Origin of the sequence: Zobellia laminariae (assembly GCF_030553095.1) — a bacterium.
Taxonomy (GTDB): Bacteria; Bacteroidota; Bacteroidia; order Flavobacteriales; family Flavobacteriaceae; genus Zobellia; species Zobellia laminariae.
Genome location: NZ_CP130738.1, coordinates 182991 through 204777, shown reverse-complemented (window position 1 = coordinate 204777; position 21787 = coordinate 182991). Strand labels below are relative to the sequence as shown.

The window sequence follows — 21787 nt, the reverse complement described above, 5'->3', positions numbered from 1 at the left end:
AAATCAGCCATATATGAAAAGGAGAATTCTTGTCTTTGTTATTACCATGTTGCTACTGTCCCCAAACCCTAGTTTCGGATTTCAGCAACCTCAAAAAATTAAAAAGACCAACCTAAATTTAAAGAAGGTTAAGGGGCAAAAGAAGCGGAATGTAATTTTCATCTTAACAGATGATCACCGTTATGATTTTATGGGCTTTACAGGTAAGGTGCCGTGGCTAAAGACTCCTAATATGGATAAAATGGCAGCAGAAGGTGCGCACATGAAAAATGCGTTTGTAACTACGTCTTTGTGTTCGCCAAGTAGAGCTAGTATTCTAACGGGAGAATACTCGCATGTGCATACCATAGTAGATAATGTAGCTCCAAACCCTGAATCTAACGTTCTTTCCGGAGTACCTTCAGAAAGCAGGATATCAAACTTCCTTTTTTGGAAAATGGCATATGGGAGACCATAATGATAAGCCAAGACCGGGCTTTGACCACTGGGAAAGTTTTGCGGGTCAAGGAGATTACTATGCTCCTAATCTTAACATCAACGGAAAAAATACGCAATACGATAAAGAGACTTACGTAACAGATTTGTTGACGGAACACGCAGTGGATTGGTTAGATAATAGAGATGCTGAAAAACCATTTTTCATGTACCTCTCTCATAAGGCAGTTCACGCCATGTTTAAACCGGCCAAGCGTCATGAGGGTATGTATGCGGGTAAAAAAATAGTGAAACCGGACTCGTATACGCAAACTATTGGTAGTGCTTATAAAAAGTTGAATTGGCCAGAATGGGTGAAGAAGCAACGCGATAGCTGGCATGGTGTAGATTACATGTATCACGGAAAGGCAGAAGGCACTTTTGATGATTTGGTACAGCGCTATTGCGAAACTTTAATGGGAGTTGATGAAAGTGTAGGCACTGTTATGGAATGGTTGAAGGCTAATGGTCTTGATGAGTCTACCATGGTTATTTATATGGGTGATAATGGATTTAGTTGGGGTGAGCATGGTTTGATTGACAAACGCCATTTTTACGAAGAATCGGTTAAAGTACCTATGTTGGTACGTTGTCCAGAGATTTTTGAAGGAGGACAGACTATAGAACGAATGGTGCAAAATGTAGATATAGCCCCTACTATTTTAGAGTGTGCCGGACTGGAAAAACCTGATTATATGCTTAAGGTAAATCATTTGTTCAATTGCTTAAGGGTGATGAGAATAACTGGCGCGATAAGATATTCTATGAGTATTATTTTGAATATGATTTTCCAATGACGCCAACCGTTTTCGGTGTACGAACGGATAAATATAAATACATACGCTACAATGGTATTTGGGATACGAACGAGCTTTATGATATAGAGAACGATCCTAATGAAATTGTCAACCTTATTGACAAACCAGAATTACAACCCATGATAAAGGATTTTGCCAATAGCCTTTATGATTGGTTAGAGAATAGCGATGGTATGCAGATACCTTTAAAAAGAAATGTATACCATAGAATAGGGGATTATGAACACCCTAACCAATATTAGATTATAAAAGACCTTGAAGTAACTGATTGATACGGTAGAGAACACCCATGAATTTTAGAAAGATGATGAAGAAAATGAAAAGGAAAGAAGTATGGATTTCAGCATGTATTTTATTTGTATCAATCATTGTTACGGGGCAAACAACAGAACACCCAAGAATTTACGTCACCAATCAAGAAAAAGAAGCCTTTGTAGAATCGGTAGAGAACGTTGAATGGAAAAAGGAACTTGTAGATAAAAAGAGGAAGCGTTTAGAAAAGTATATGACGTATTGGGAGAATGACCCGGAATGGTTGGTTTCAAGGCTTCAAATGAACTGGAACACCAAGCATACTAAAGTTTTCCTAAAGGGAGGAGATTTTTCGCATTCGGAAGGAAAGGCTCCTGTGGCTACAGTTAGATATTCTGGTACAAGAGACTGGGCAACGGATTATGAGCGCCCAAAGTTAGAAGATGTACAACCTTATTTGGATGACCCTCGCGGCTTATATTTAAAGCATAAGAAAACCGGGAAAATGGAATGGGTACATCCTTCTAAATCCGGTTTTGCAATCGACAAGATTAACGAGCAGATAATGGAATTGGTTTCATATGCTGCTTTTTTGTATTGGTTTACTGGTGACCAAAAGTATGCAGATTTTGCGGCTCCCGTTTTCTTTACATACATGGAGGGAATGTATTACAGAGATGCTCCAATTGACCTAGAAAAATCGGAACAGGCCAACATATCCGGCCTTGCTACTTTTGAAGTTATTCATGAAGGTATTGTGGTTTCATTGGTTACTACCTATGATTTTCTATTTAACTATTTTAAGACGAATAATAAGAAACTAGACACTTCGGTAGCCGTACTTCAGAAATGGGGAGACCAAATAATCAATAAGGGAATTCCTGATAATAATTGGAATTTATTCCAAGCTAGATTTCTTACTTATATTGGTTTGGTTTTAGAGGGGAACAAAAACTACAAGAATGGGAAAGGACAGGAGTATTTTTTAGACCATACTTTCAATATATCTACGGATCGGCAAATTGCCATCAAGGAAAGCTTGTTAGTTTATGACCAAGAAAATGCCATGTGGCCCGAGTGCGCCTCGTATTCGGTTCATGTAATCACTACCTTTTTACGCATATTCACTTTATTGGACCATGCTACCAATGCCAATGAGTTTGCCAATTTCCCTATTGTGGAAAGGGCGGCCTTGGCTTCTTTTCAGTATTTGTTTCCGAGTGGGTATACCGTTGGCTTTGGCGATTCCCACCATAAAATGCTTCCCCCGGAAAACTTTGAACTTTTGGTGGCCAACTATAGAAAGTACGGTCAAGTGGAAAAGGAGAAATTGATATCGGGACTCCTATCGCAAATGGTAAATGAGGGGGTATATGACCGAAGGGCGAAAGATTTCTTTGAACTGTTTTTCTATACGGATCATTTGATCGAGAACCATTCAAAGGAAGATGTAAACACCGATAAGCTCGTGTCGCCCATCTTTTATGCGCCTAATGTAAGTATGCTCAACCAGCGCATGGGAAAGGGAGAAAATGCGGTAATGGCGTCTATAGTTGGGTCTTTTGGTAACCATGCCCACGCCAATGGCATTTCATTGGAGTTGTATGCGAACAATTACGTTTTGGGTACCGATATGGGGCGCGGACCGAGTTATTGGCATGATGACCATAGGAATTTTTATTCCCGTTTTCCGGCCCATAACACCGTAGTGGTCGATGGTCAATCGGATTATGCGGCCATGCGTACCTATTTTCCTTTTAAGCTGGAGAATGTGTTTCCGAAATCAGGGGAAAGACCTTCCTTTGATAAAGTAACTTTTTCGAACGTGTCCTTTGTTGAACCTAAGACGGTTTCCGACCAGCAACGCTTTACGGCGGTAATTGCTTCCAACACTAAAAAACCATATGTAATCGATGTATTTCGCTCTAAAAAACAAAAGGGAGGAAGGCAGAAGCACGAATATATCTATCATAACCTAGGGCAATCGTTAGAGCTTTTTGACGTAAAAAATAACCCCTTAAAAACAATGCCTACAGATGAACTGTCTTCTAGCAAAGGGGATTTAAAGGGCTATGATTATTTTACGGATAAGACGAAAACGATCAATTCTGGGGATATTCGAGCCATTTTTACCCTAAAAAGCAGTGAAAGTCCCGATAATTTCATGAAACTATGGGTCAAGGGAAGTGAAAACCAAACTTTGTATAAGGTCAATTCGCCAAAATCGAATGCCCTTAGTGAGGGTACCGCTCCTAAAGAGGTTCTTGAAAAACCCATACCGACCTTAATCTTGAAAAGGGACGAAGCGGCTTGGGAGCATCCCTTCGCGGTAATTTTCAATCCGTTTATGGAAGGGGAGGCCAACCCCATAGCAAATGTGTCTTTTTCGTCTGTGCCCGAGTACCCGAACACGCAGATTATCGATGTGTTGTTAAACGATAAAACCACCTTGGACCGAACGGTTTTAAATGCCTCGGAAAGCGATGTGGTATCTAAAGACGGTTTCTATCAAAAAGGATTCTTGTCCATTTTACGGACGACCCATAACGAGGCCGATATCGAATTCATGTTTTTGTCGGGAATGGAAAAGTTTGAATCGCATGGCTGGGATATCGTTTCATCGGGAAGCCCATTTTCCTTTACACTGGAAAAGGCTCCAAATGGGTATGCCGTTAGCAATGATAAGCCCATAACCGTCAACATGCCCCTGCCAAAGGAGGGAAGTCAACCTGAAATACACTTGTTCGAAGATGGCAAGCTCGTAGCGAGCAGAAAGGGAACCACCAATAGGAATAACTCGGGCCAAGTCGTGTTTAAGCTTTCCAAAAGCTACGACAAGGTTTTGATTACGTATTAAACAGATCAAAAAAACATGCAAAAACTCAATAAAATACTATTTCTAGTCGGCTTTATAGCTCTTCTTTTTTCGTGTACTCAAGAAGAGAAACCCATAGAGATTTATGTTTCCCAAACTGCGGAAAATGAAAAGGGCGATGGCCTCAGTTATACGACCGTTGCGGAAGCGGTTCAAAAAACATCGGAATTAAAAGAAAATAGCCCAGAAGCCCATATAATTATAAATATTCTCCCCGGAACCTATTACTTGTCGGAATCGATTACCATACCTCCTTCATTGAGTAATTTGACCATTAAGGGTACGAGTGCGTCGGAAGTGACTTTAAAAGGGGCGACGCCCATACAATTGGATTGGCAGAAATATAAAGACCATATGTATGTAGCCGATGTGGGGCAAGTCTCAAGTTTCGACCAATTTGTGGTCAATGGGAAACCACAGGTTCTGGCCCGATATCCCAATTACGATGAAGCCGCACAGTATTGGCAGGGTTTTGCCGAAGATGCCTTGTCCAAAGAACGTGTGGCATCATGGAAGAACCCGGTTGGAACCTATTTTCACGCCTTACATGGTGGTAGATGGGGCGGTTTCCATTTTCGAATTACAGGTATTGACGCCGACGGGAACCCGGTTTTTGAAGGCGGACATCAAAACAATAGGGCTCTAAACCGCACAAAGTATTCCGAATGGTAGAGAATGTCTTTGAGGAATTGGATAGCCCAGAGAATGGTACCTGAATACAGAAGAAAACAAGCTCTACTACTGGCCTTTGGACGATATGGATTTGAATACGGCCCAATTTGAGGTTTCCGTACTAAAAAATTTAATTCAGCTTACGGGTACCTTAGAGAATCCGGTAAGGAATGTCACCATAGAAGGGGTGAAGTTTGAGAATTCGCAACGCACCTTTATGGACGGATATGAGCCTCTCTTAAGAAGCGATTGGACGATATACCGAGGCGGCGCCGTTTTCTTGGAGGGAACGGAGAATTGCAAGGTGACCAATAACGAATTCACGAACCTTGGCGGTAATGTAATCTTGGCAAGTAAGTATAATAAAAACCTTGAGATCAAGGGAAATCACATTCATGATTCGGGGGCCAGTGCCATATCCTTTATAGGCGATCCGTCGGCAGTACGTTCACCATCCTTTAATTATAAAGAGTTTGTTCCGGTAAGCGAAATGGATACCGTGTCGGGTCCTAAAAACGAACTTTTTCCAAGGGAATGCTTGGTAGAGGATAACCTCATTTACAGAATAGGAAGAATAGAAAAGCAAACGGCTGGCGTTCAAATTTCCATGGCTATGGATATTACCGTTCGGCACAATAGCATATACGATGTGCCCAGGGCGGGCATCAATATTGGTGACGGTACTTGGGGCGGACATATTTTGGAATATAACGATGTGTTCAATACCGTATTGGAGACCAGTGACCATGGGTCTTTCAATTCGTGGGGGAGAGATAGGTTTTGGCACCCCAAAAGAGCGGTGATGGACAGTTTGACCGATGCGAACCCCAATATGTGGAAATGGGATGCCGTGCATACCACTATCATTAGGAATAACCGCTTTCGTTGTGACCACGGTTGGGATATTGATTTAGACGATGGGTCTTCCAATTACCATATCTACAATAATTTACTGTTGAACAATGGCTTAAAACTAAGGGAAGGGTTTGCTAGGGTCGCAGAGAATAACATTATGGTCAACAACTCCCTGCATCCCCATGTATGGTTTAAAAACAGCCAAGATGTATTCCGGCACAACATTGTCCAAAAGGCCTATCAAGATATAAGGCTAGACGGTTGGGGAAAGGAATTGGACTATAATTTGTTCCCTAATGAAGTAAGTATGATGAAATCTAGACTGTATGATAGGGACTTGAACAGTGCTTATGGAGACCCCTTGTTCAAGGATCCCGCACACCTTGACTTTTCCGTTCTAGAAAATTCGCCTGCTTTCAAAATCGGATTTAAAAATTTCCCGATGGACAAATTTGGCGTGCAAAAGGCCGAGTTGAAAGCGCTTGCCAAAACACCTGAAGTCCCTAATTTGAATGAAAAAACGAAGGAGGGGGCGGAAACGGCACCGGTTATGACCTTATTGCGGAACAAGTTGAAAAACGTCTCCTCAAAGGAAGAGCAGTCGGCCTACGGTCTAAACACGGCCGAAGGTGTCATCGTTTTAAATGTTTGGGAGCAAAGTCCGGCCGTACTGAACAAGGGCCTAAAAGCGGGGGATGTAATCGTACAGGCCAATGGGAAAAGGCTAAAAGGAATAAGGGACTTCATCAATGTCGTTATGGAAACGAAGACCCAAGAAAAATTAGACATTACCGTAGTTAGAAATCAATCGGAAATACAATTATCTATTAGAACCAAGTAACCTTAATCAAGAGAAAATGAAAGTAATAGTAAAATCAATTTTGTTCGCATTTGTTGCGATATTGACTTTGGGAAAGGGCCTTACCCAAGATAAGGAAGTAAAAAAACTGTCTGATGATGAACGTATGGCCTGGTGGCGCGATGCCAAATTTGGAATGTTCATCCATTGGGGCGTCTATTCCATTCCCGGAGGGGAAAGAAACGGAGAAATCTGTGGAGGGGGTGCCGAATGGATTATGGACAAGTTAGATTATACCATTGAGGAGTACGAAAAATTACCTCCTGTATTCGACCCCGTTAAGTTCGATGCCGATGAATGGGTTGCCATGGCCAAGGATGCCGGAATGAAGTATATCGTAATCACTTCAAAACACCATGATGGTTTTGGTCTGTGGGACTCTAAGGTGTCGGATTATGATATCATGGATTCGTCACCTTTTAAGCGAGACGTGATCAAGGAATTGTCGGATGCCTGTAAAAAGCAGGATATCGTTTTCTGTTTCTATCACTCCATCGTAGACTGGCACCATCCTCAGGCGCAGGGCAATTTATTCCCTAATTATAATGCAGGTCAAAAAGACCAAACTGTTGTGAACCCTGAATTTCCCGAATACTTTAAGAATTACCTAAAACCCCAGGTAAAAGAGCTGTTGACCAATTACGGCGATATAGGCGTGGTTTGGTTCGACGGCGATTGGATTGCCGATTACACCACCGAAATGGGCAAGGAAATGTACGACTTCATCCGCGAGATCCAACCGAATACCATTATCAACAATAGGGTAGACAAGGGCCGTATGGGAATGGAAGGTATGGACCGCGAAGGGAATTTTGCAGGTGATTTCGGTACGCCCGAACAAGAGATACCGGCTACGGGCATCGATTCCGACTGGGAGTCTTGTATGACCATGAACGGGTCGTGGGGCTATAAACCTTCCGATAAAAACTGGAAAAGCAGTAAAAAGTTGATTCAAAATTTAGTTGATATCGTATCAAAAGGAGGGAACTTCTTATTGAATATAGGCCCTGACGGTCTTGGTCAGTTTCCACCAGAGAGCGTAGAAAGATTAAAGGCTATGGGAGACTGGACGGATGTAAACGGTGAAGCCATTTACGGAAGTAGCGCAAGTCCTTATGATAGAGCTGAGTGGGGCCGTTATACAATTAAAGATGATATTCTTTATGCTCATGTTTTTGATTGGCCCGAAGATGGTAACCTATTTATCAATAGCGATATAAAATTACAGAGAGCTACTTTATTGGCAGACGGAACCAAATTGAAAGCAGGTCTTACCGATAAAGGGTTGACCATTCAGCTTCCAAAAACGGCCCCTGATGCTGCGGTTAGCGTAATTAAAATGACTTTGCTGTCTAATGATGATTGGGCGAACTTTGGAAAATATAAAGCCGCAAACGAGCAGTTGAAAGCACCTGCTAAAAAAGAGAACCGTGTGGTTTTTATGGGGAATTCCATTACCGAAGGTTGGGGCAAAAACAATCCTGAGTTTTTTGAAAAAAATCCTTCGTACATCAATAGAGGAATAAGCGGTCAGGTAACACAACAAATGTTGTTGCGTTTTAGTCCAGATGTTATTGATTTGGACCCTAAAGCTGTTGTTATTCTAGCTGGTACGAATGACATTGCCGGAAACCGTGGTCCTATTAGTATTGACCAAGTGACTAAGAATATATTCTCAATGGCACAGTTAGCTAAAGCAAATGGTATTAAAGTGGTTCTGGCATCGGCATTACCAGCTAATAGTTACTCTTGGAGTCCATCTATTTCACCTGCTGATCAGATTGTTGAACTGAACAAAAAAATCAAGGCATATGCGGATAAAAACAATATAGTCTACCTAGATTATTATACGCCAATGGTAGATGCGGAAAAGGGCTTAAAAAGCGAGTATGGTAGAGATAGTGTGCATCCAAATCTAGAAGGATATAACGTTATGGCTCCATTGGTTAATGAAGCTATTGCCAAAGCATTGAAGAAAAAATAGAAGTATACAGTTCAATATTATTTTGCAGAAGCAAATATAAAATCGCTGTCATATAAAAAATAGATGTATAAAAATCATTGGAATTTTGAGAAGAATAATAACCGATTTTTATTTTGAATAACCTCTTTATAGTCCATTATACAGGTAATGGGCTATAATTTATATGTCCTGAACACTATATTATATTATATATAGCCAAGAACCGATAACATTGTAATGTAATTGGTTCTTGGCTTTTTTTTTAACCATCAACAATATTATAGTTTGTCCCCTTAGGCATGGGGCAATACTTAATTCTATATGATGAAAAAAATACTTCAATTTATATGTTGCTTTACGGTGACTGTTTTTCTCAATCAAGATGTTTTAGGGCAAACTTCTTCTGGGTATTTAGATATGTCAACTTATCTAAAATTGGCAGATAGTGATATTATCTATCCGTCTTCTGAACAAATAGAAATGCTTAAAAAGGTACTGCCAAAAGAAGCATTTCAACCAGCATCAAAAATATCGGATAGAGGTTATTGGGATGCAATTGCAAACTCTGAATCAGGTCATTATTACTTAGTTAAAGCGAATGGATTACTGAACACAAAACCTGAAATGCCCACTACGGACAGTATTTATCGTTTAGCGAATAAAGAAGGGAAATTAACTATTACCTATACACCATTATAGATGAATAATTATATACAGAAAGAGACCAAAATGTTGACAAGAAACAGTAGAATATCAATAATTGTCATCAGAACATTTACTTTGGTAGTTGGTTTCTGTTTGTTCACCACTTATATATCAGCTCAGAACTCAGCAGATATACCGTTACCGAAAAATTTAGAACAAGGTTACCCACGATTGTACATCACCAATTCTGAAAAGAAAGACCTTCAGAAAACCATTAAAAAAGAAGCATGGGCAAAAGACGTTTTAGCGGGATTGCATGATGAGGTAGACGAACATGTAGAGCGTCATGTTAAAGATCCAGAATGGATGGTATCTCGTTTGCAAATGTACTGGAAAACCAAAGCAACCAATGTTTATATTAATGGTCAGGATTATTCTCACGCAGATGGTGAGGCTCCTGTGCCTACGGTGCGTTTTTCTGGTTCGCGTGATTATACTACGCTTTATGGAAAACCAAAGTTAAAAGATATTTTGCCCTATATGGACGACCCCCGTGGTTTGTATTTGCCAAATAAGAGTAAAGGAGGTCAGCCATTTGAGTGGGTAGAACAATCGAAAACAGGTAGAATTATAAACTCTATCAATGATGAGATTACTGGATTGGCAAGAGATGCGGCATTTTTATATTGGCTTGAAAATGACGAGCATTTCGCAAAGTTTTCCTATGATGTTTTCCATACCTATATGCAAGGTATGTCTTACCGCGGGGAACCTATTGATTTGCTAAACGGACATATTCAAACACTGGTTGGTTTTACCAACTTTCAAGTAATACACGAAGGTATTCTTCGTGAAATAGCCATACTTTATGATTTTTTACATCCGTATATAGAAGCAAACCATCCGGAGCATATTGCTATGTATGATGCAACTATAAAACGTTGGACAGACCTAGTTATAAAAAATGGTGTACCGCAAAATAACTGGAATCTGCATCAAGCCAACATCATCTTAAAAGCAGCCATGGTATTGCAAGACGATGAAAACTATGAGGATAAAAAAGGTCGCGAGTATTATATTAATTACATTTTAAATGTGACATCAGCTAGGCAGTGGTCGCTATCAAAGTTTATTGATTACGGCTATGATGAAAGTAATGGGGTTTGGAACGAATGTCCTAGTTATTCACTTGGGGTAACAAGTAGTCTTACCGAATTTATTCGTGATTTCGATAACACATTTAATCATAACATTCTTCCGTATACCCCTGTAATGAGTAAAGCGGTGAAAATGATGCCACAGTATTTATTTCCAAACAATCAGATTGTAGCTTTTGGAGATTCAAACTACGGGCCAATAAGTACAGAGGCAATAGAAGATATGATTCGTATTGCTCAGAAAAATGAGGACAAAGATTTAGAAAAAGAGTTTACAGGTTTGTATAGATTGTTTGCTAAGGATAAAGAGGAATCTGCTCAAAATAGAAAAAGACATTCTAAAGGAATATCTTCTTTTTTTGCAAGTAAACCTTTAGTGTTAAATCCAAACTATAAAGAACACAACATAGAAGATTATATCACCCAAACTTTTAATGCTCCAAGTGTTAGTTGGCATGTGCAGCGTATGGGAAAAGGTAAAGATGGACTAATGGTCTCTTTGAACGGTTCTCTAGGAAACCATATGCATGCCAATGGTATTAATATGGAATTGTATGGTAAAGGATTTGTTCAAGGAGCAGACCCATAAAAGGAGCGGGCTATTTGCAACCTATTTATCTGGAGTATTACTCGCAGTTTCCTGCACACAATACGGTTATGGTAGACGGAGCTTCTTCGTATACAGAAATGCTAAGTTACCATGCTTTTGATGTCTTGGGTGAATATCCAAAATCCGAACAGAAAAAAGGCTTTTATAAAGACATCACTTACTCTGATGTTTACTTTTTAGAACCCGAAACGCAGAGTGATCAAAGTAGATTGGTAAGTATTGTAAAAACAGGTGAAACTGCTGGTTATTATGTTGATGTATTTCGCTCTAAAAAACAGCGTAAAGGCGATAAATTTCATGATTACTATTATCATAATCTAGGACAAAGTATGCGTGTAATGGATGCTGATGGAAATCCGCTGAAGCTAACAGAAAGTGAGGAAATGGCATTTGCCGGCGGGCATCTTTATGCCTTGGATTATATGTGGGATAAAAAATCGGTGAAGCTAGAAGACGATTATCAAACTGAATGGAAAATAGACATGCCCGAAGGTGAGGATGATGTTTTTATGAACCTTTGGATGAAAGGCACAGTAGGGCGTGAGGTATTCTCCATAAAATCTCCGCCGAACAAAGCATTTAGAGGCAATCACGGTATACCTTATAAAGTAGATAAAGAACCTTATTTAACCTTTGCCGCAAGACAACACGGGGCAGCATGGGAAAAACCTTTCGTTTCGGTCTATGAACCTTTTACTTCTGCCGAAGGAAAAAGCATAGAAAAGATTTCAGGCTTTGAAGATGAAAACGGGAATACTGAATTTGTTGGGTTGAATATCCTACATAAATCCGGTCGTGAAGATTTCGTGTTTTCATCGGCTAATCATCAAAAAGCAAACTATAAAGCAATGTCTAGTGACGCTACCTATACTTTATTTGGGAATGAAGAGAACGGAGATTGGGTAGTTTTTATAGGCAACGGAAAAGAAGTTTCGGCCAAAGGTCATACTATCATAACTTCTGAAATGGGTAATGTGGTATTGGAGTCAAAACAAGGTGAGTTGCTCTTAAATAATGAAGTTCCTATTACTATTACTTATAAAAATTCAAAAAAGAAATTTGACGCTGGAACATTACGAAAAATTGAAATAGAATAAACTATTAAAGATGAAAAATAACATACTATTTAAAATACCATCAGTAAAAATATTGAGCACAATTTTCTGTATGATTGCAGTAAGTTTATGCGCTTACGGACAGCAACAACCATCATTACTTACAAGTGATGGTTCTAGCTTTAATGCACAGTCCTATTTCCCAAAATTTAGTTGGGAAACGACCCCGATGTACTATCATTTTGGTGATATTGATCGTGTATTGGAGCCTGAAGAGATTCAATTTATTTCAGATAGAACAGATTTTATCTGTATGGAGAAATCTCACGCATACAATCTGCTTGGTGACCATAAGGTATTGGGGACAAAGCACGAAGTAGAAGCATTTCATGAAGTTAAGCCTGAAATCAAAGTGTTGTTCTACTACAATTCTTATGTGGCATGGCCCTTTCCACGATTTAATAAAGAATTTACACCGGATGGCATTGCGAAAAACGAAGAATTGACCAAATTTTTGGCACGTGACCCAAAGACTGGAAAACTCTTGGAAAAAACAAGAGGACCGGCATTTTCGTACTATTTTGATGCTTTAAACCCTGAATTTCGTGAGTGGTGGGTAGCATCAGCTATAGAAGGCGTTAAAATTTCGGGTGCTGACGGTATTTTTATAGACCGTATGAACGTGGACGAAAATGCAGATTATCATGTTGATGATATAGCGGAATTAGCAAAAGCCAAAGGTGAAATGATGGCTGCGCTCAAAGAACAATTGGGGCCAGATAAAATATTGATTGGTAACAATGCCGCTAGAACAAAAGAGGTTTTTCCTCATTGCGATGCTTTTATGTTTGAGCATTATAACGCTACTGTCACCAATAAAGAAAATTTACTCAAAGAATGGGGAGATATGGCCCGCATTGCAGAGGCCGGTAAGATTTCAATCTATCGTTTTGGCGCTAAAGGAAAAGGGAAAAATGATATTACGACGGGAGCAACAAAGACAGATGGAATAGAGAAAAGGTCTCATGATCAATTAGAATTTCATCAAGCCTGTTACCTTATCGGCGCTCAACCTTATTCGTATTTTCAGTGGAATTGGGGTTGGAACCTAGAAGATGGCAATTTGGTAGATTATCCTTCATTACAAAAACCATTAGGGAAGCCAACAGGTGTCTTTAAGCGCGTAAAGCCAGATGGATGGATATTTACACGTGAATTTGAACATGCAAGTGTTTGGGTAGATACGGAGGCAAGGAAGGCGAAAATTACATGGCATTGATTGATTTTCTTAATATAATATTTACGTGTACTTATAAGGTTTGGATTAATACTTTTATTGCCTGAACCATGAGAGTACATGATATTTAAGCAAAAATAAAAGGTTAGTTTTATGCTGAAACGTTGCTTTTGGGTACAGAACTAAACCCCTTAAGAATATCAAACCCTTGTGTAACCCCTATTTTTAGGGAAAAGAATCATGAGTTATAGTATAGGGCATATAATTTATATGCTATTTCTATCACTAGAATTACATTGCGATTGAATTATAACTTCATAAACTTTAAGTGAAATGACCCTTCGTATTTTCTCCTTTGTGGTACTGATTGTGTCAGTTATGTCTGCTGGAGCACAGGATGGGAAAGAACCTTTTCAACCTAATAAGGCAGGTATCTGTGGTTTTATACCTAGTCCTAAAAAGAGCCAAGATTTACGTCATTTGGTGAATTTGCAAAAAGGAGAAGAAACCATACCTGAGCGTTTAAAAACTGTTGGCTATTCAACGGCATTGGGGGGTAAATGGCAATGCAGTTCACTTTTTAATAACCGTGCCCTACCGCAGCCAGATTATTTTGGATTCGATTATTGGTTCGCTATGCATAACAATGCGTCGCTTAGTCATGAAAATTCCAAAAAAATCGTCAGAAATGGTGAGAATGCGGGTCCAATAGAGGGCTTCAGTTGTCAGATTGTAGTGGATGAAGCTATTAGTTGGTTAGACAAAAAAGATAATGATAATCCGTTTTACTTGCTGGCAACTTTTCATGAACCACATGAACCCATTGCATTACTGGAAGAAATTATTGAGACATAATTTGTAAGTCTAGAAAGACTGTAGAGGGAATGCAACGCAGTAGAAATAGAATATAAATAACCAAACAACGAGAATATTAGAAAATGAAAAATCAAAAAAACTCTTTTCAGTTATATCTTATTGCTACTTTAGTTTGTGCAATTAGCTTTGGCAATCTGCAAGCACAGAAATCTGACGATAAAGGTTTTGTAGACCTTTTTAATGGTAAAGATTGGGATGGATGGCATCTTAAGTTGAGAAATGGAGATGAGGAGATGGCCAAGAAAGTGTTTGCTATTGAAAACGGAATGGTGCATGTTTTTAAAGATTCTCCAGATAGTTTAAACCTTAATACAGGTGATAATGGTACGCACGGCCTCTTTTATACCAATAAAAAATATAGTAAATATATACTTAGATTTGAATATAAGTGGGGTGAGAAAATAACGAACAATTTTGATGAATGGCAATATGATGCCGGTTGCTATTACCACGTATTTGATGATAAGATATGGCCTAAGGGTATTGAATACTATAAGTAAGGTATAACCATTTAACAGAAAAAAATCACACAGGAGATTTCTGGGCTGCAGGTACAACTCTAGATTGGTATTCTGCAGATGGTGAAACCTTTAGTACTCCAAAGAACGGAGGGGAGAAAAAAGAGCAAAGTAAAAATGAACTTCATGCTTCTAAAGAGGCAGAATTCAATTCTTTAAATGATGAATGGAATAAGTGCGAGATAATTGTGATGGGGGATGAATACACTATTCACAAACTAAACGGAAAGATTGTAAATATGGCCACAAACCTTTCTGTAAGTGAGGGGATAATAGGATTTCAATCTGAAACAGCCGAAATATTTTACAGAAACATCAAGATAAAGGAATTAGATAAGTCAATTGCGATAAAGAAATTTCTAAAAAAATAAAATTTAGGACTTAGATAAGTTGAATGAGGAAGAAGCCTTAAAATATGAAAGGCTTACAGCAAATAGAATGATAGAAATGATAAAAAGTAAAATAGTAGCGAGCTTCATCCTAATGTCAGTTTCCATGATAGTAAGGGCACAGGAGGAAATTGTAAAGATTAATGATACCCTTACGGCAAGTACCACACTAGTTTATTTAGATTCTTTTCAATTGGGTCTCCAAAATTGGAAGGTGGAGCAAATGCCTAAAGGTGCCGCCCACAGGTAAAAGATGGAAAATTAGAAATTACAGATGTTGCCGGCTGTACTATTTGGCTCACAAAGAAATTGGAAGGTCCATTAATGATAACCTATGATGCCTTTGTAATTGATGAAGGAGGTCCGCAGGACCGTGTATCCGACCTTAATTGTTTTTGGATGGCTCAAGATATGGAACACCCTAATGACCTATTCGTTAATTCCGAAAAGCGCGGAGGAAAATTTTCTAACTATGACAATCTTCGGCTTTACTACATAGGTGTTGGTGGTCATGACAATTCTAAAACCCGTTTTCGTAGATATACCGGAGATGGAGAAAGACCTTTGCTACCAGAGCATGATTTTACAGATAAAAAATACCTTATTCAGCCTAACAAAATCACTAAAATTAAAATCATAGCATACAATGGAATCATCCAGTATTATAGAGATGGCGAACGTATAATAAATTTTTATGACCCCAACCCTTATACTTCAGGCCATTTTGGTTTTAGAACAGTGAATAATCATATGACCATAGAAAACTTTAAAGTCTTTAGCTTGAAGAGTGAGGAAATAGCGAAGTAACAACAAAATGAAAAAAATGAAAATCAACCTAACTAACCCTTTAAACCTTGCTTATCTAACAGCAATCTGTTTGATGGCATCTTGTGAATCTACTACTAATATTGAAACGGTATCAGTAGAAGTCAAAAACGACCTTGATTTCTCTAGGAGTGAAGTTGTGGGCGCAAACGCAGCTGACTTGTCCGCTATTTTAAAAAATAACTCGGAAAGCAATATTCGAGTAAAGAAAGTAGGCGGTCAAGAATACCTGCGTACGCAATGGGTAGACAATGATCAAGACGGTACTAATGATGAATTACTTTTTCAAGCTGAGGTTCCTGCTAATGGCACCTCTGAATATGTTATTCTTGTTGATAGCGTAAAAGCTCCAGCAGAAAGTGATGTTATTGCATACTCGCGCCTCGTACCGGAAAGAACGGATGATTATACCTTGGGAGAATGATAAAGTTGCTTTTAGAACATACGGTCCTACAGGAGAAAAAGAAGCGTTGGCAGGTGTTTCAGGAAGTACACTTTCTAGCGGAATAGATTTGTGGTTAAAACGTACCGATAAATCCATTATAAACAAATGGTATAAGGCGCATACAATTAAATCGGGTTCTTATCATATAGACCACGGTGAGGGGTATGACCCATATCACGTAGGAAGCAGTAGAGGTACAGGTGGTATTGGTATTTGGGAAAATGATAGCCTTCTGGTATCTAATAATTTTACGGCATCTAGAACATTGGCAGCAGGTCCATTACGTACAGTGTTTGAATTGGATTATGCGCCGTGGAGCCCATATGGAGTTAAAGAAACGAAACGCATCACTTTAGATTTAGGTTCCAATTTTTCTAAGTTCGATATTAGTCTTTCTTCGGACAAAAAGGTTCCAAATTACACGATAGGTATTACGTTACATAAAAATGAGGGTGAAGGCGCTGTTAACAAAGAAGAAGGCTGGTTCCGTCATTGGGAAACTATAGATAGTTCTAAAGTAGGTGAGGGTATTGTTATAGACCCTGCAATAGTAGAGAATGCCATTGTTCACAAATCTGATGCTGTAGATCAGAGTAACCTTTTAGTAGTAACCAAACCTCAGGAGAAATTAACGTATTATGCAGGTTTTGCATGGGATAAAAGTGGACAAGTAGGTTCTTTGGAAGACTGGGAAAATATGTTGAAACAACAGTCTCAGGTTTTATCTAGTCCGTTATCAGTTTCAGTTAAAAAATCTAAATAAACCACCATGAAAACTAAATTATTTTTTACGTCATTTGTTGTCGCCCTAGCGGGATTTTTATTCGGTTTTGATACCGTTGTAATTTCTGGCGCAGACCAACAGTTGCAGACTTTATGGGGTACGTCAGATATTTTCCACGGTACGTTCATTATGTCAATGGCATTATGGGGTACAGTAATAGGAGCTATTTTCGCATCCATTCCTTGCGATAAAATAGGAAGAAAAAACACCCTTTTATGGATAGGTATATTATACTTTGTATCTGCATTAGGTTCAGGTCTCGCAGATGACCCGTATTTATTTTCTTTCTTCCGTTTTCTTGGAGGTCTTGGAGTAGGAGCATCAACTGTTGCAGCACCTACCTACGTTTCTGAAATTGCTCCGGCTAAAAACCGTGGTAGATTGGTGGCATTGTATCAATTCAATATTGTTTTCGGAATTTTAATCGCCTTTGTATCCAATTATTTATTGAAAGATTTTGGCTCGGAACCTTGGCGATGGATGATTGGGATAGAAGCACTTCCTGCCCTGATCTATACTGTGGCTATGATAGGAGTTCCTAAAAGTCCACGATGGTTGTTAGAGAAGAAAAACGACTTGGAGGGAGCAAAAAGAATTCAATTGGAACTTACTGGAACTGAATTGGACGAGTCCGTTATTGAGCAACTTAAAGAAGAACAAACAGAGAAATCTGCCTTGTTTGTCAAGAAATACAAATTCCCTTTAATGCTAGCATTTTTGATTGCTTTCTTCAATCAATTATCAGGTATTAATGCCTTTTTGTATTACGCACCGCGAATATTTAGTTCTGCCGGTTTGGGAGAAAATACCGCGTTATTGAGCAGTATTGGTATAGGTGTAACCAACTTGATCTTTACTTTGTTGGGCCTTTATTTAATTGATAAAGTAGGTCGTAAAGTACTTATGTATATTGGTTCTATTGGCTATATTATCTCATTGACTATGGTAGGTGTAGCTTTCACTTTAGAATGGCAAGGCCTAATGGTGCCTATTTTCTTGTTCCTTTTTATAGCCTCTCACGCTATTGGGCAAGGAGCGGTAATTTGGGTTTTTATATCTGAGATATTTCCAACGAATTTACGAGCACAGGGGCAGTCATTTGGTAGTTCTACCCACTGGGTATTAGCTGCATTGATTACGCTTTTTATGCCAATAGCCATGGGTAGTTTTGATAACCCTGGAATTGTATTTTTCTTTTTTAGCGGTATGATGGTCTTACAATTGCTGTTCGTCATCTTTTTGATGCCGGAAACCAAAGGAAAAACTCTAGAAGAACTGCAAAAAATGATAACAAAATAAATTAAAAATTAAGACATGGAAGTTAAGTACGCTGTGCATCCGGATGATGCCAAATTATATGACACACAAAGAATACGAAAAGAATTTCACAGCTCGGACCTTATGGGTGAAGATGCTATAAAAATGATCTATACGCATTATGACCGTTTTATATATGGTACCGCTTTTCCTAAATCCCAAAGTCTTTCATTACCAACTTACGAGGAGTTGAAAGCCGATTATTTCTTAGAGAGAAGAGAATTGGGAATCATTAATGTTGGAGGTAAAGGTACCGTAACCGTTGATGGTGAGGTATTTGAACTTGGAAACTTAGAAGCCTTATACGTAGGTAAAGGTTCCAAAGAGGTGAGTTTTACAAGTGCAGATGGCTCTGATGCTGCACAATTCTATTTGAATTCTGCTCCGGCGCATAAAGAATATCCAACTAAAAAAGCAACGCGCTCAGATGCTAATATAGTGGAATTAGGTGCTGTTGAAACTAGTAACGAAAGAACATTGTACCAATACATTCATGAAGACGGTATTCAAAGTTGCCAGTTGGTAATGGGATATACCGAATTGAAAAAAGGAAGCGTTTGGAACACATTTCCACCGCACACGCATGAGCGTAGAATGGAAGTCTATTTCTATTTTGATATTCCTGGCGATAATATTGTAATGCATTATATGGGGCAGCCACAGGAAACACGCCACATTGCTATGAAAAATTTTGAAGCGGTAGTTTCTCCACCATGGTCTATTCACTCAGGTTCGGGTACCAGTAATTACAGATTTATTTGGGGAATGGCAGGAGAAAACAAGGCTTTTACAGATATGGATGGCGAACCTTTACAGGGCGTACTTTAAGATTTTAACAAACACAAGGAAGAACGAATATGATATTGAATAAATTCGATTTAAAAGGAAAAACAGCTTTAGTAACTGGTTGTAAACGCGGTATTGGTTTTGCCATGGCCGAAGCTTTGGCCGAAGCCGGTGCTGACATTATTGGGGTTTCCGCAACTTTGGAACTTTCCGGTTCTAAAATAGAAAAGCGAATAACGGAATTGAATAAAAGCTTTAAAGCCTATCAATGTGATTTTAGTGATAGAAAAGCTTTGTATGCTTTTATTAAAAAAGTAAAAAGTGAAAATCCTAAGATAGATATCTTGGTAAATAACGCAGGTACTATTTTAAGACAACCTGCAGCTGAGCATACAGATGAACTATGGGACAAGGTTATTGAAGTAAACCAAAATGCCCAGTTTATCCTGTCTAGGGAAATAGGTAAGGAAATGGTAAATAGAGGAAGCGGGAAGATTATTTTCACAGCATCTTTATTAACATTTCAAGGTGGTATTACCGTGTAAAGGCTATGCCGCTTCAAAAGGGGCAATAGGTCAATTAACAATGGCATTATCTAACGAATGGGCATCTAAAGGTGTACAGGTAAATGCCATTGCACCGGGCTATATTTCAACGGATAATACGGAAGCTTTGCGTAAAGATACGGATAGAAGCACTTCTATTTTACAACGGATTCCTGCAGGAAGATGGGGCGAACCAGAAGACTTTAAAGGACCTATTGTTTTCTTGGCTTCCCCAGCATCAAATTATATGACAGGTACCGTGATGTTAGTTGACGGAGGCTGGATGGGCAGATAACAAAACATAATCAAACTTTAAAGACGCTAGAAATGAAAATAGATTACAAGGGTTTCACGTTGGTATTTATTGCCTTATCACTTTCTTTTTCGGTCTATGGCCAAGAGAAAAACAAGGAAACTAAAAAACGGCCAAACTTTCTTTTTGTTTTGGTAGATGATCAATCGCCTTTTGATTTACAGGTGTATGATCCAAAGTCAAAATTAGAAACTCCTGTTATTTCTAAATTAGCATCAGAAGGTACGGTTATAGAAGCCGCCCACCATATGGGTTCTATGAACGGTGCGGTATGTACACCTTCTAGACATATGATTATGACTGGGCGCACCCTGTGGCACTTACCACCCAGTGCAGAATTTCAAAAGAATACGGCTCCTCATGAACTAGATAAGCAGACCATTGGGGCTGTTTTCAATAGAGCAGGTTATAATACTATGAGAACTTGTAAAAAAGGGAACTCATATCCTGGAGCAAACGAACAGTTTACGGTTGTACACGATGCTGTAAAAAGAGGGGGCACTGAAGAAACCGGAAGTGCTTGGCACTCCAAGCAAGTTTTGGAGTATTTGGGAGATAGAGAGAAAGTTAAAGAAGAAAATCCCTTCTTCATTTATTTTGGTTTTTCCCATCCTCATGATACCAGAGACGGTACTCCAGAGTTGTTAGCGAAATACGGAGCGGTAAATCATACGGATAAAAATAGTCTACCACCAGCTAATGGTAAGCAACCGGAACTTCAAGATAATTATTTAGAAGCGCATCCTTTTTTCCATGGTCATCCTGAGCTTCGTGATGAAGAACGCGTAAGTGGGGTTTGGAAAAATAGAGATGAGCAGACCGTAAGGAATGAGCTGGGTAGAGAATATGCCTGTTCAGAAAATATAGATATCCAGTTGGGCAAAGTGCTTAAAAAATTGGAAGCCATGGGCGAGTTGGACAACACCTATATCGTTTACACTTCCGATCACGGAATGTCTATTGGTAGACACGGACTTATGGGAAAACAAAACCTATATGAGCATACGTGGCGTGTGCCCATGATAATAAAAGGCCCAGGGGTTCCTTCTGGAAAACGTGCAGAAGGCAATATTTATTTAATGGATATTCTACCGACCTTATGTGATTTAGCGGGAATTGAAACGCCTAACACTGTAGAGGCAAAAAGCTTTAAACCCGTTTTGGAGGGAAAAAAGGAAACCGTTAGAGAGGTTATGTACGGAGTGTATTCCGGAGGAACAAAACCAAGGTATGCGCTCAGTGAAAAAAGGCGATTGGAAATTGATTAAGTACGATATGATGGATGGAGCGGTTCGCGAAACTCAACTTTTTAACCTAGCCGAAAATCCAAATGAATATCTAAAAGAACATCAAAAAGAAGGTGAGACGGAAACGAACCTAGCAGATAATCCACGGTACGCCAATAAATTGGCAGAAATGGAAGCCTTGTTATTAGCAGAAATGGAAGCATATGAAGACCCTTATAGGCTTTGGGACCAACCGGCAAAATAGGATTCCAGTCTTATAAATAGTAGAGT

General features: G+C 39.1%; 21 protein-coding genes and 2 pseudogenes. All 23 read left to right on the top strand.

Annotated elements, in window-relative coordinates; translation table 11 throughout:
• Nucleotides 1-13 precede the first annotated feature (13 nt).
• The 23 genes and pseudogenes from Q5W13_RS01035 to Q5W13_RS00930 all read left to right on the top strand — a co-directional run bounded on the left by Q5W13_RS01035 (nt 14) and on the right by Q5W13_RS00930 (nt 21761).
• Nucleotides 14-457, top strand: coding sequence for a sulfatase-like hydrolase/transferase (locus tag Q5W13_RS01035; RefSeq protein ID WP_304445061.1), 444 nt, complete (start codon nt 14-16; stop codon nt 455-457).
• Entirely contained in the window at nt 372-1271 is a 900-nt protein-coding gene (locus Q5W13_RS01030) for a sulfatase-like hydrolase/transferase (RefSeq protein WP_304446582.1), read from the top strand. Before Q5W13_RS01035 ends, Q5W13_RS01030 begins: the two co-directional genes overlap by 86 nt.
• A complete protein-coding gene (locus Q5W13_RS01025; RefSeq protein ID WP_304445060.1) occupies nt 1196-1534 on the top strand; it encodes a sulfatase/phosphatase domain-containing protein in 339 nt (112 codons plus the stop codon). Before Q5W13_RS01030 ends, Q5W13_RS01025 begins: the two co-directional genes overlap by 76 nt.
• Nucleotides 1535-1581: 47 nt before the next feature.
• Entirely contained in the window at nt 1582-4401 is a 2820-nt protein-coding gene (locus Q5W13_RS01020; protein WP_304445059.1) for a heparinase II/III domain-containing protein, read from the top strand.
• A 15-nt stretch (nt 4402-4416) separates the two neighbouring features.
• Entirely contained in the window at nt 4417-5091 is a 675-nt protein-coding gene (locus Q5W13_RS01015; RefSeq protein ID WP_304445058.1) for a hypothetical protein, read from the top strand.
• 85 nt (nt 5092-5176) lie between these two features.
• Nucleotides 5177-6787, top strand: coding sequence for a PDZ domain-containing protein (locus tag Q5W13_RS01010; RefSeq protein WP_304445057.1), 1611 nt, complete (start codon nt 5177-5179; stop codon nt 6785-6787).
• 16 nt (nt 6788-6803) lie between these two features.
• The gene (locus Q5W13_RS01005) at nt 6804-8789 is read left to right on the top strand and encodes an alpha-L-fucosidase (RefSeq protein WP_304445056.1); all 1986 of its coding nucleotides are present in this window, start codon (nt 6804-6806) and stop codon (nt 8787-8789) included.
• Between the two features lie 300 nt (nt 8790-9089).
• Nucleotides 9090-9467: a hypothetical protein gene (locus Q5W13_RS01000; RefSeq protein ID WP_304445055.1), complete on the top strand. Its 378-nt coding sequence runs from the start codon at nt 9090-9092 to the stop codon at nt 9465-9467.
• Nucleotides 9468-11159, top strand: coding sequence for a hypothetical protein (locus tag Q5W13_RS00995; protein ID WP_304445054.1), 1692 nt, complete (start codon nt 9468-9470; stop codon nt 11157-11159).
• 14 nt (nt 11160-11173) lie between these two features.
• Nucleotides 11174-12277: a hypothetical protein gene (locus tag Q5W13_RS00990; RefSeq protein ID WP_304445053.1), complete on the top strand. Its 1104-nt coding sequence runs from the start codon at nt 11174-11176 to the stop codon at nt 12275-12277.
• Between the two features lie 10 nt (nt 12278-12287).
• Nucleotides 12288-13514, top strand: coding sequence for a putative glycoside hydrolase (locus Q5W13_RS00985; RefSeq protein WP_304445052.1), 1227 nt, complete (start codon nt 12288-12290; stop codon nt 13512-13514).
• Between the two features lie 291 nt (nt 13515-13805).
• The gene (locus Q5W13_RS00980) at nt 13806-14327 is read left to right on the top strand and encodes a sulfatase-like hydrolase/transferase (protein WP_304445051.1); all 522 of its coding nucleotides are present in this window, start codon (nt 13806-13808) and stop codon (nt 14325-14327) included.
• An 83-nt stretch (nt 14328-14410) separates the two neighbouring features.
• Nucleotides 14411-14848 (top strand): 3-keto-alpha-glucoside-1,2-lyase-like domain-containing protein, encoded by a 438-nt coding sequence (locus Q5W13_RS00975; RefSeq protein WP_304445050.1) that lies wholly within the window; start codon nt 14411-14413, stop codon nt 14846-14848.
• Nucleotides 14849-14928: 80 nt separating this feature from the next.
• A pseudogene (locus Q5W13_RS24490) lies at nt 14929-15237 on the top strand (3-keto-disaccharide hydrolase); the annotation flags it as partial.
• Between the two features lie 19 nt (nt 15238-15256).
• On the top strand, nt 15257-15505 hold the full coding sequence (locus Q5W13_RS00970) for a hypothetical protein (protein ID WP_304445049.1): 249 nt from the start codon (nt 15257-15259) through the stop codon (nt 15503-15505).
• 74 nt (nt 15506-15579) lie between these two features.
• Nucleotides 15580-16062: a DUF6250 domain-containing protein gene (locus tag Q5W13_RS00965; protein WP_304445048.1), complete on the top strand. Its 483-nt coding sequence runs from the start codon at nt 15580-15582 to the stop codon at nt 16060-16062.
• A gap of 16 nt (nt 16063-16078) precedes the next feature.
• Complete coding sequence (locus tag Q5W13_RS00960; RefSeq protein WP_304445047.1) at nt 16079-16504, top strand: DUF4861 family protein; 426 nt, start codon at nt 16079-16081, stop codon at nt 16502-16504.
• The gene (locus Q5W13_RS00955) at nt 16482-17288 is read left to right on the top strand and encodes a BT3233 family polysaccharide utilization protein (RefSeq protein WP_304445046.1); all 807 of its coding nucleotides are present in this window, start codon (nt 16482-16484) and stop codon (nt 17286-17288) included. The genes Q5W13_RS00960 and Q5W13_RS00955 overlap by 23 nt, the downstream gene beginning before the upstream one ends.
• Before the next feature lie 6 nt (nt 17289-17294).
• On the top strand, nt 17295-18608 hold the full coding sequence (locus tag Q5W13_RS00950; RefSeq protein WP_304445045.1) for a sugar porter family MFS transporter: 1314 nt from the start codon (nt 17295-17297) through the stop codon (nt 18606-18608).
• A gap of 15 nt (nt 18609-18623) precedes the next feature.
• Nucleotides 18624-19454 carry a 5-dehydro-4-deoxy-D-glucuronate isomerase gene (kduI, locus tag Q5W13_RS00945; RefSeq protein WP_304445044.1) on the top strand — a complete coding sequence of 277 codons (831 nt, stop codon included), beginning with the start codon at nt 18624-18626 and terminating at the stop codon, nt 19452-19454.
• 32 nt (nt 19455-19486) lie between these two features.
• Nucleotides 19487-20252: pseudogene (locus tag Q5W13_RS00940) on the top strand (SDR family oxidoreductase).
• A 32-nt stretch (nt 20253-20284) separates the two neighbouring features.
• Entirely contained in the window at nt 20285-21538 is a 1254-nt protein-coding gene (locus tag Q5W13_RS00935) for a sulfatase-like hydrolase/transferase (protein WP_304445043.1), read from the top strand.
• A complete protein-coding gene (locus Q5W13_RS00930; protein WP_304445042.1) occupies nt 21501-21761 on the top strand; it encodes a hypothetical protein in 261 nt (86 codons plus the stop codon). Before Q5W13_RS00935 ends, Q5W13_RS00930 begins: the two co-directional genes overlap by 38 nt.
• Nucleotides 21762-21787 lie beyond the last annotated feature (26 nt).

Bases quoted from the DNA above. Each gene is read 5' to 3' on its own strand.
- kduI (WP_304445044.1), top strand. From the start codon at position 18,624: ATGGAAGTTAAGTACGCTGTGCATCCGGATGATGCCAAATTATATGAC.
- Q5W13_RS00960 (WP_304445047.1), top strand. From the start codon at position 16,079: ATGAAAATCAACCTAACTAACCCTTTAAACCTTGCTTATCTAACAGCA.
- Q5W13_RS00975 (WP_304445050.1), top strand. From the start codon at position 14,411: ATGAAAAATCAAAAAAACTCTTTTCAGTTATATCTTATTGCTACTTTA.
- Q5W13_RS01020 (WP_304445059.1), top strand. From the start codon at position 1,582: ATGAATTTTAGAAAGATGATGAAGAAAATGAAAAGGAAAGAAGTATGG.
- Q5W13_RS00980 (WP_304445051.1), top strand. From the start codon at position 13,806: ATGACCCTTCGTATTTTCTCCTTTGTGGTACTGATTGTGTCAGTTATG.
- Q5W13_RS00965 (WP_304445048.1), top strand. From the start codon at position 15,580: ATGATAACCTATGATGCCTTTGTAATTGATGAAGGAGGTCCGCAGGAC.
- Q5W13_RS01005 (WP_304445056.1), top strand. From the start codon at position 6,804: ATGAAAGTAATAGTAAAATCAATTTTGTTCGCATTTGTTGCGATATTG.
- Q5W13_RS00955 (WP_304445046.1), top strand. From the start codon at position 16,482: ATGATTATACCTTGGGAGAATGATAAAGTTGCTTTTAGAACATACGGT.
- Q5W13_RS01010 (WP_304445057.1), top strand. From the start codon at position 5,177: ATGGATTTGAATACGGCCCAATTTGAGGTTTCCGTACTAAAAAATTTA.
- Q5W13_RS00930 (WP_304445042.1), top strand. From the start codon at position 21,501: ATGCGCTCAGTGAAAAAAGGCGATTGGAAATTGATTAAGTACGATATG.
- Q5W13_RS00985 (WP_304445052.1), top strand. From the start codon at position 12,288: ATGAAAAATAACATACTATTTAAAATACCATCAGTAAAAATATTGAGC.
- Q5W13_RS01000 (WP_304445055.1), top strand. From the start codon at position 9,090: ATGATGAAAAAAATACTTCAATTTATATGTTGCTTTACGGTGACTGTT.
- Q5W13_RS00950 (WP_304445045.1), top strand. From the start codon at position 17,295: ATGAAAACTAAATTATTTTTTACGTCATTTGTTGTCGCCCTAGCGGGA.
- Q5W13_RS01015 (WP_304445058.1), top strand. From the start codon at position 4,417: ATGCAAAAACTCAATAAAATACTATTTCTAGTCGGCTTTATAGCTCTT.
- Q5W13_RS00995 (WP_304445054.1), top strand. From the start codon at position 9,468: ATGAATAATTATATACAGAAAGAGACCAAAATGTTGACAAGAAACAGT.
- Q5W13_RS01035 (WP_304445061.1), top strand. From the start codon at position 14: ATGAAAAGGAGAATTCTTGTCTTTGTTATTACCATGTTGCTACTGTCC.
- Q5W13_RS00935 (WP_304445043.1), top strand. From the start codon at position 20,285: ATGAAAATAGATTACAAGGGTTTCACGTTGGTATTTATTGCCTTATCA.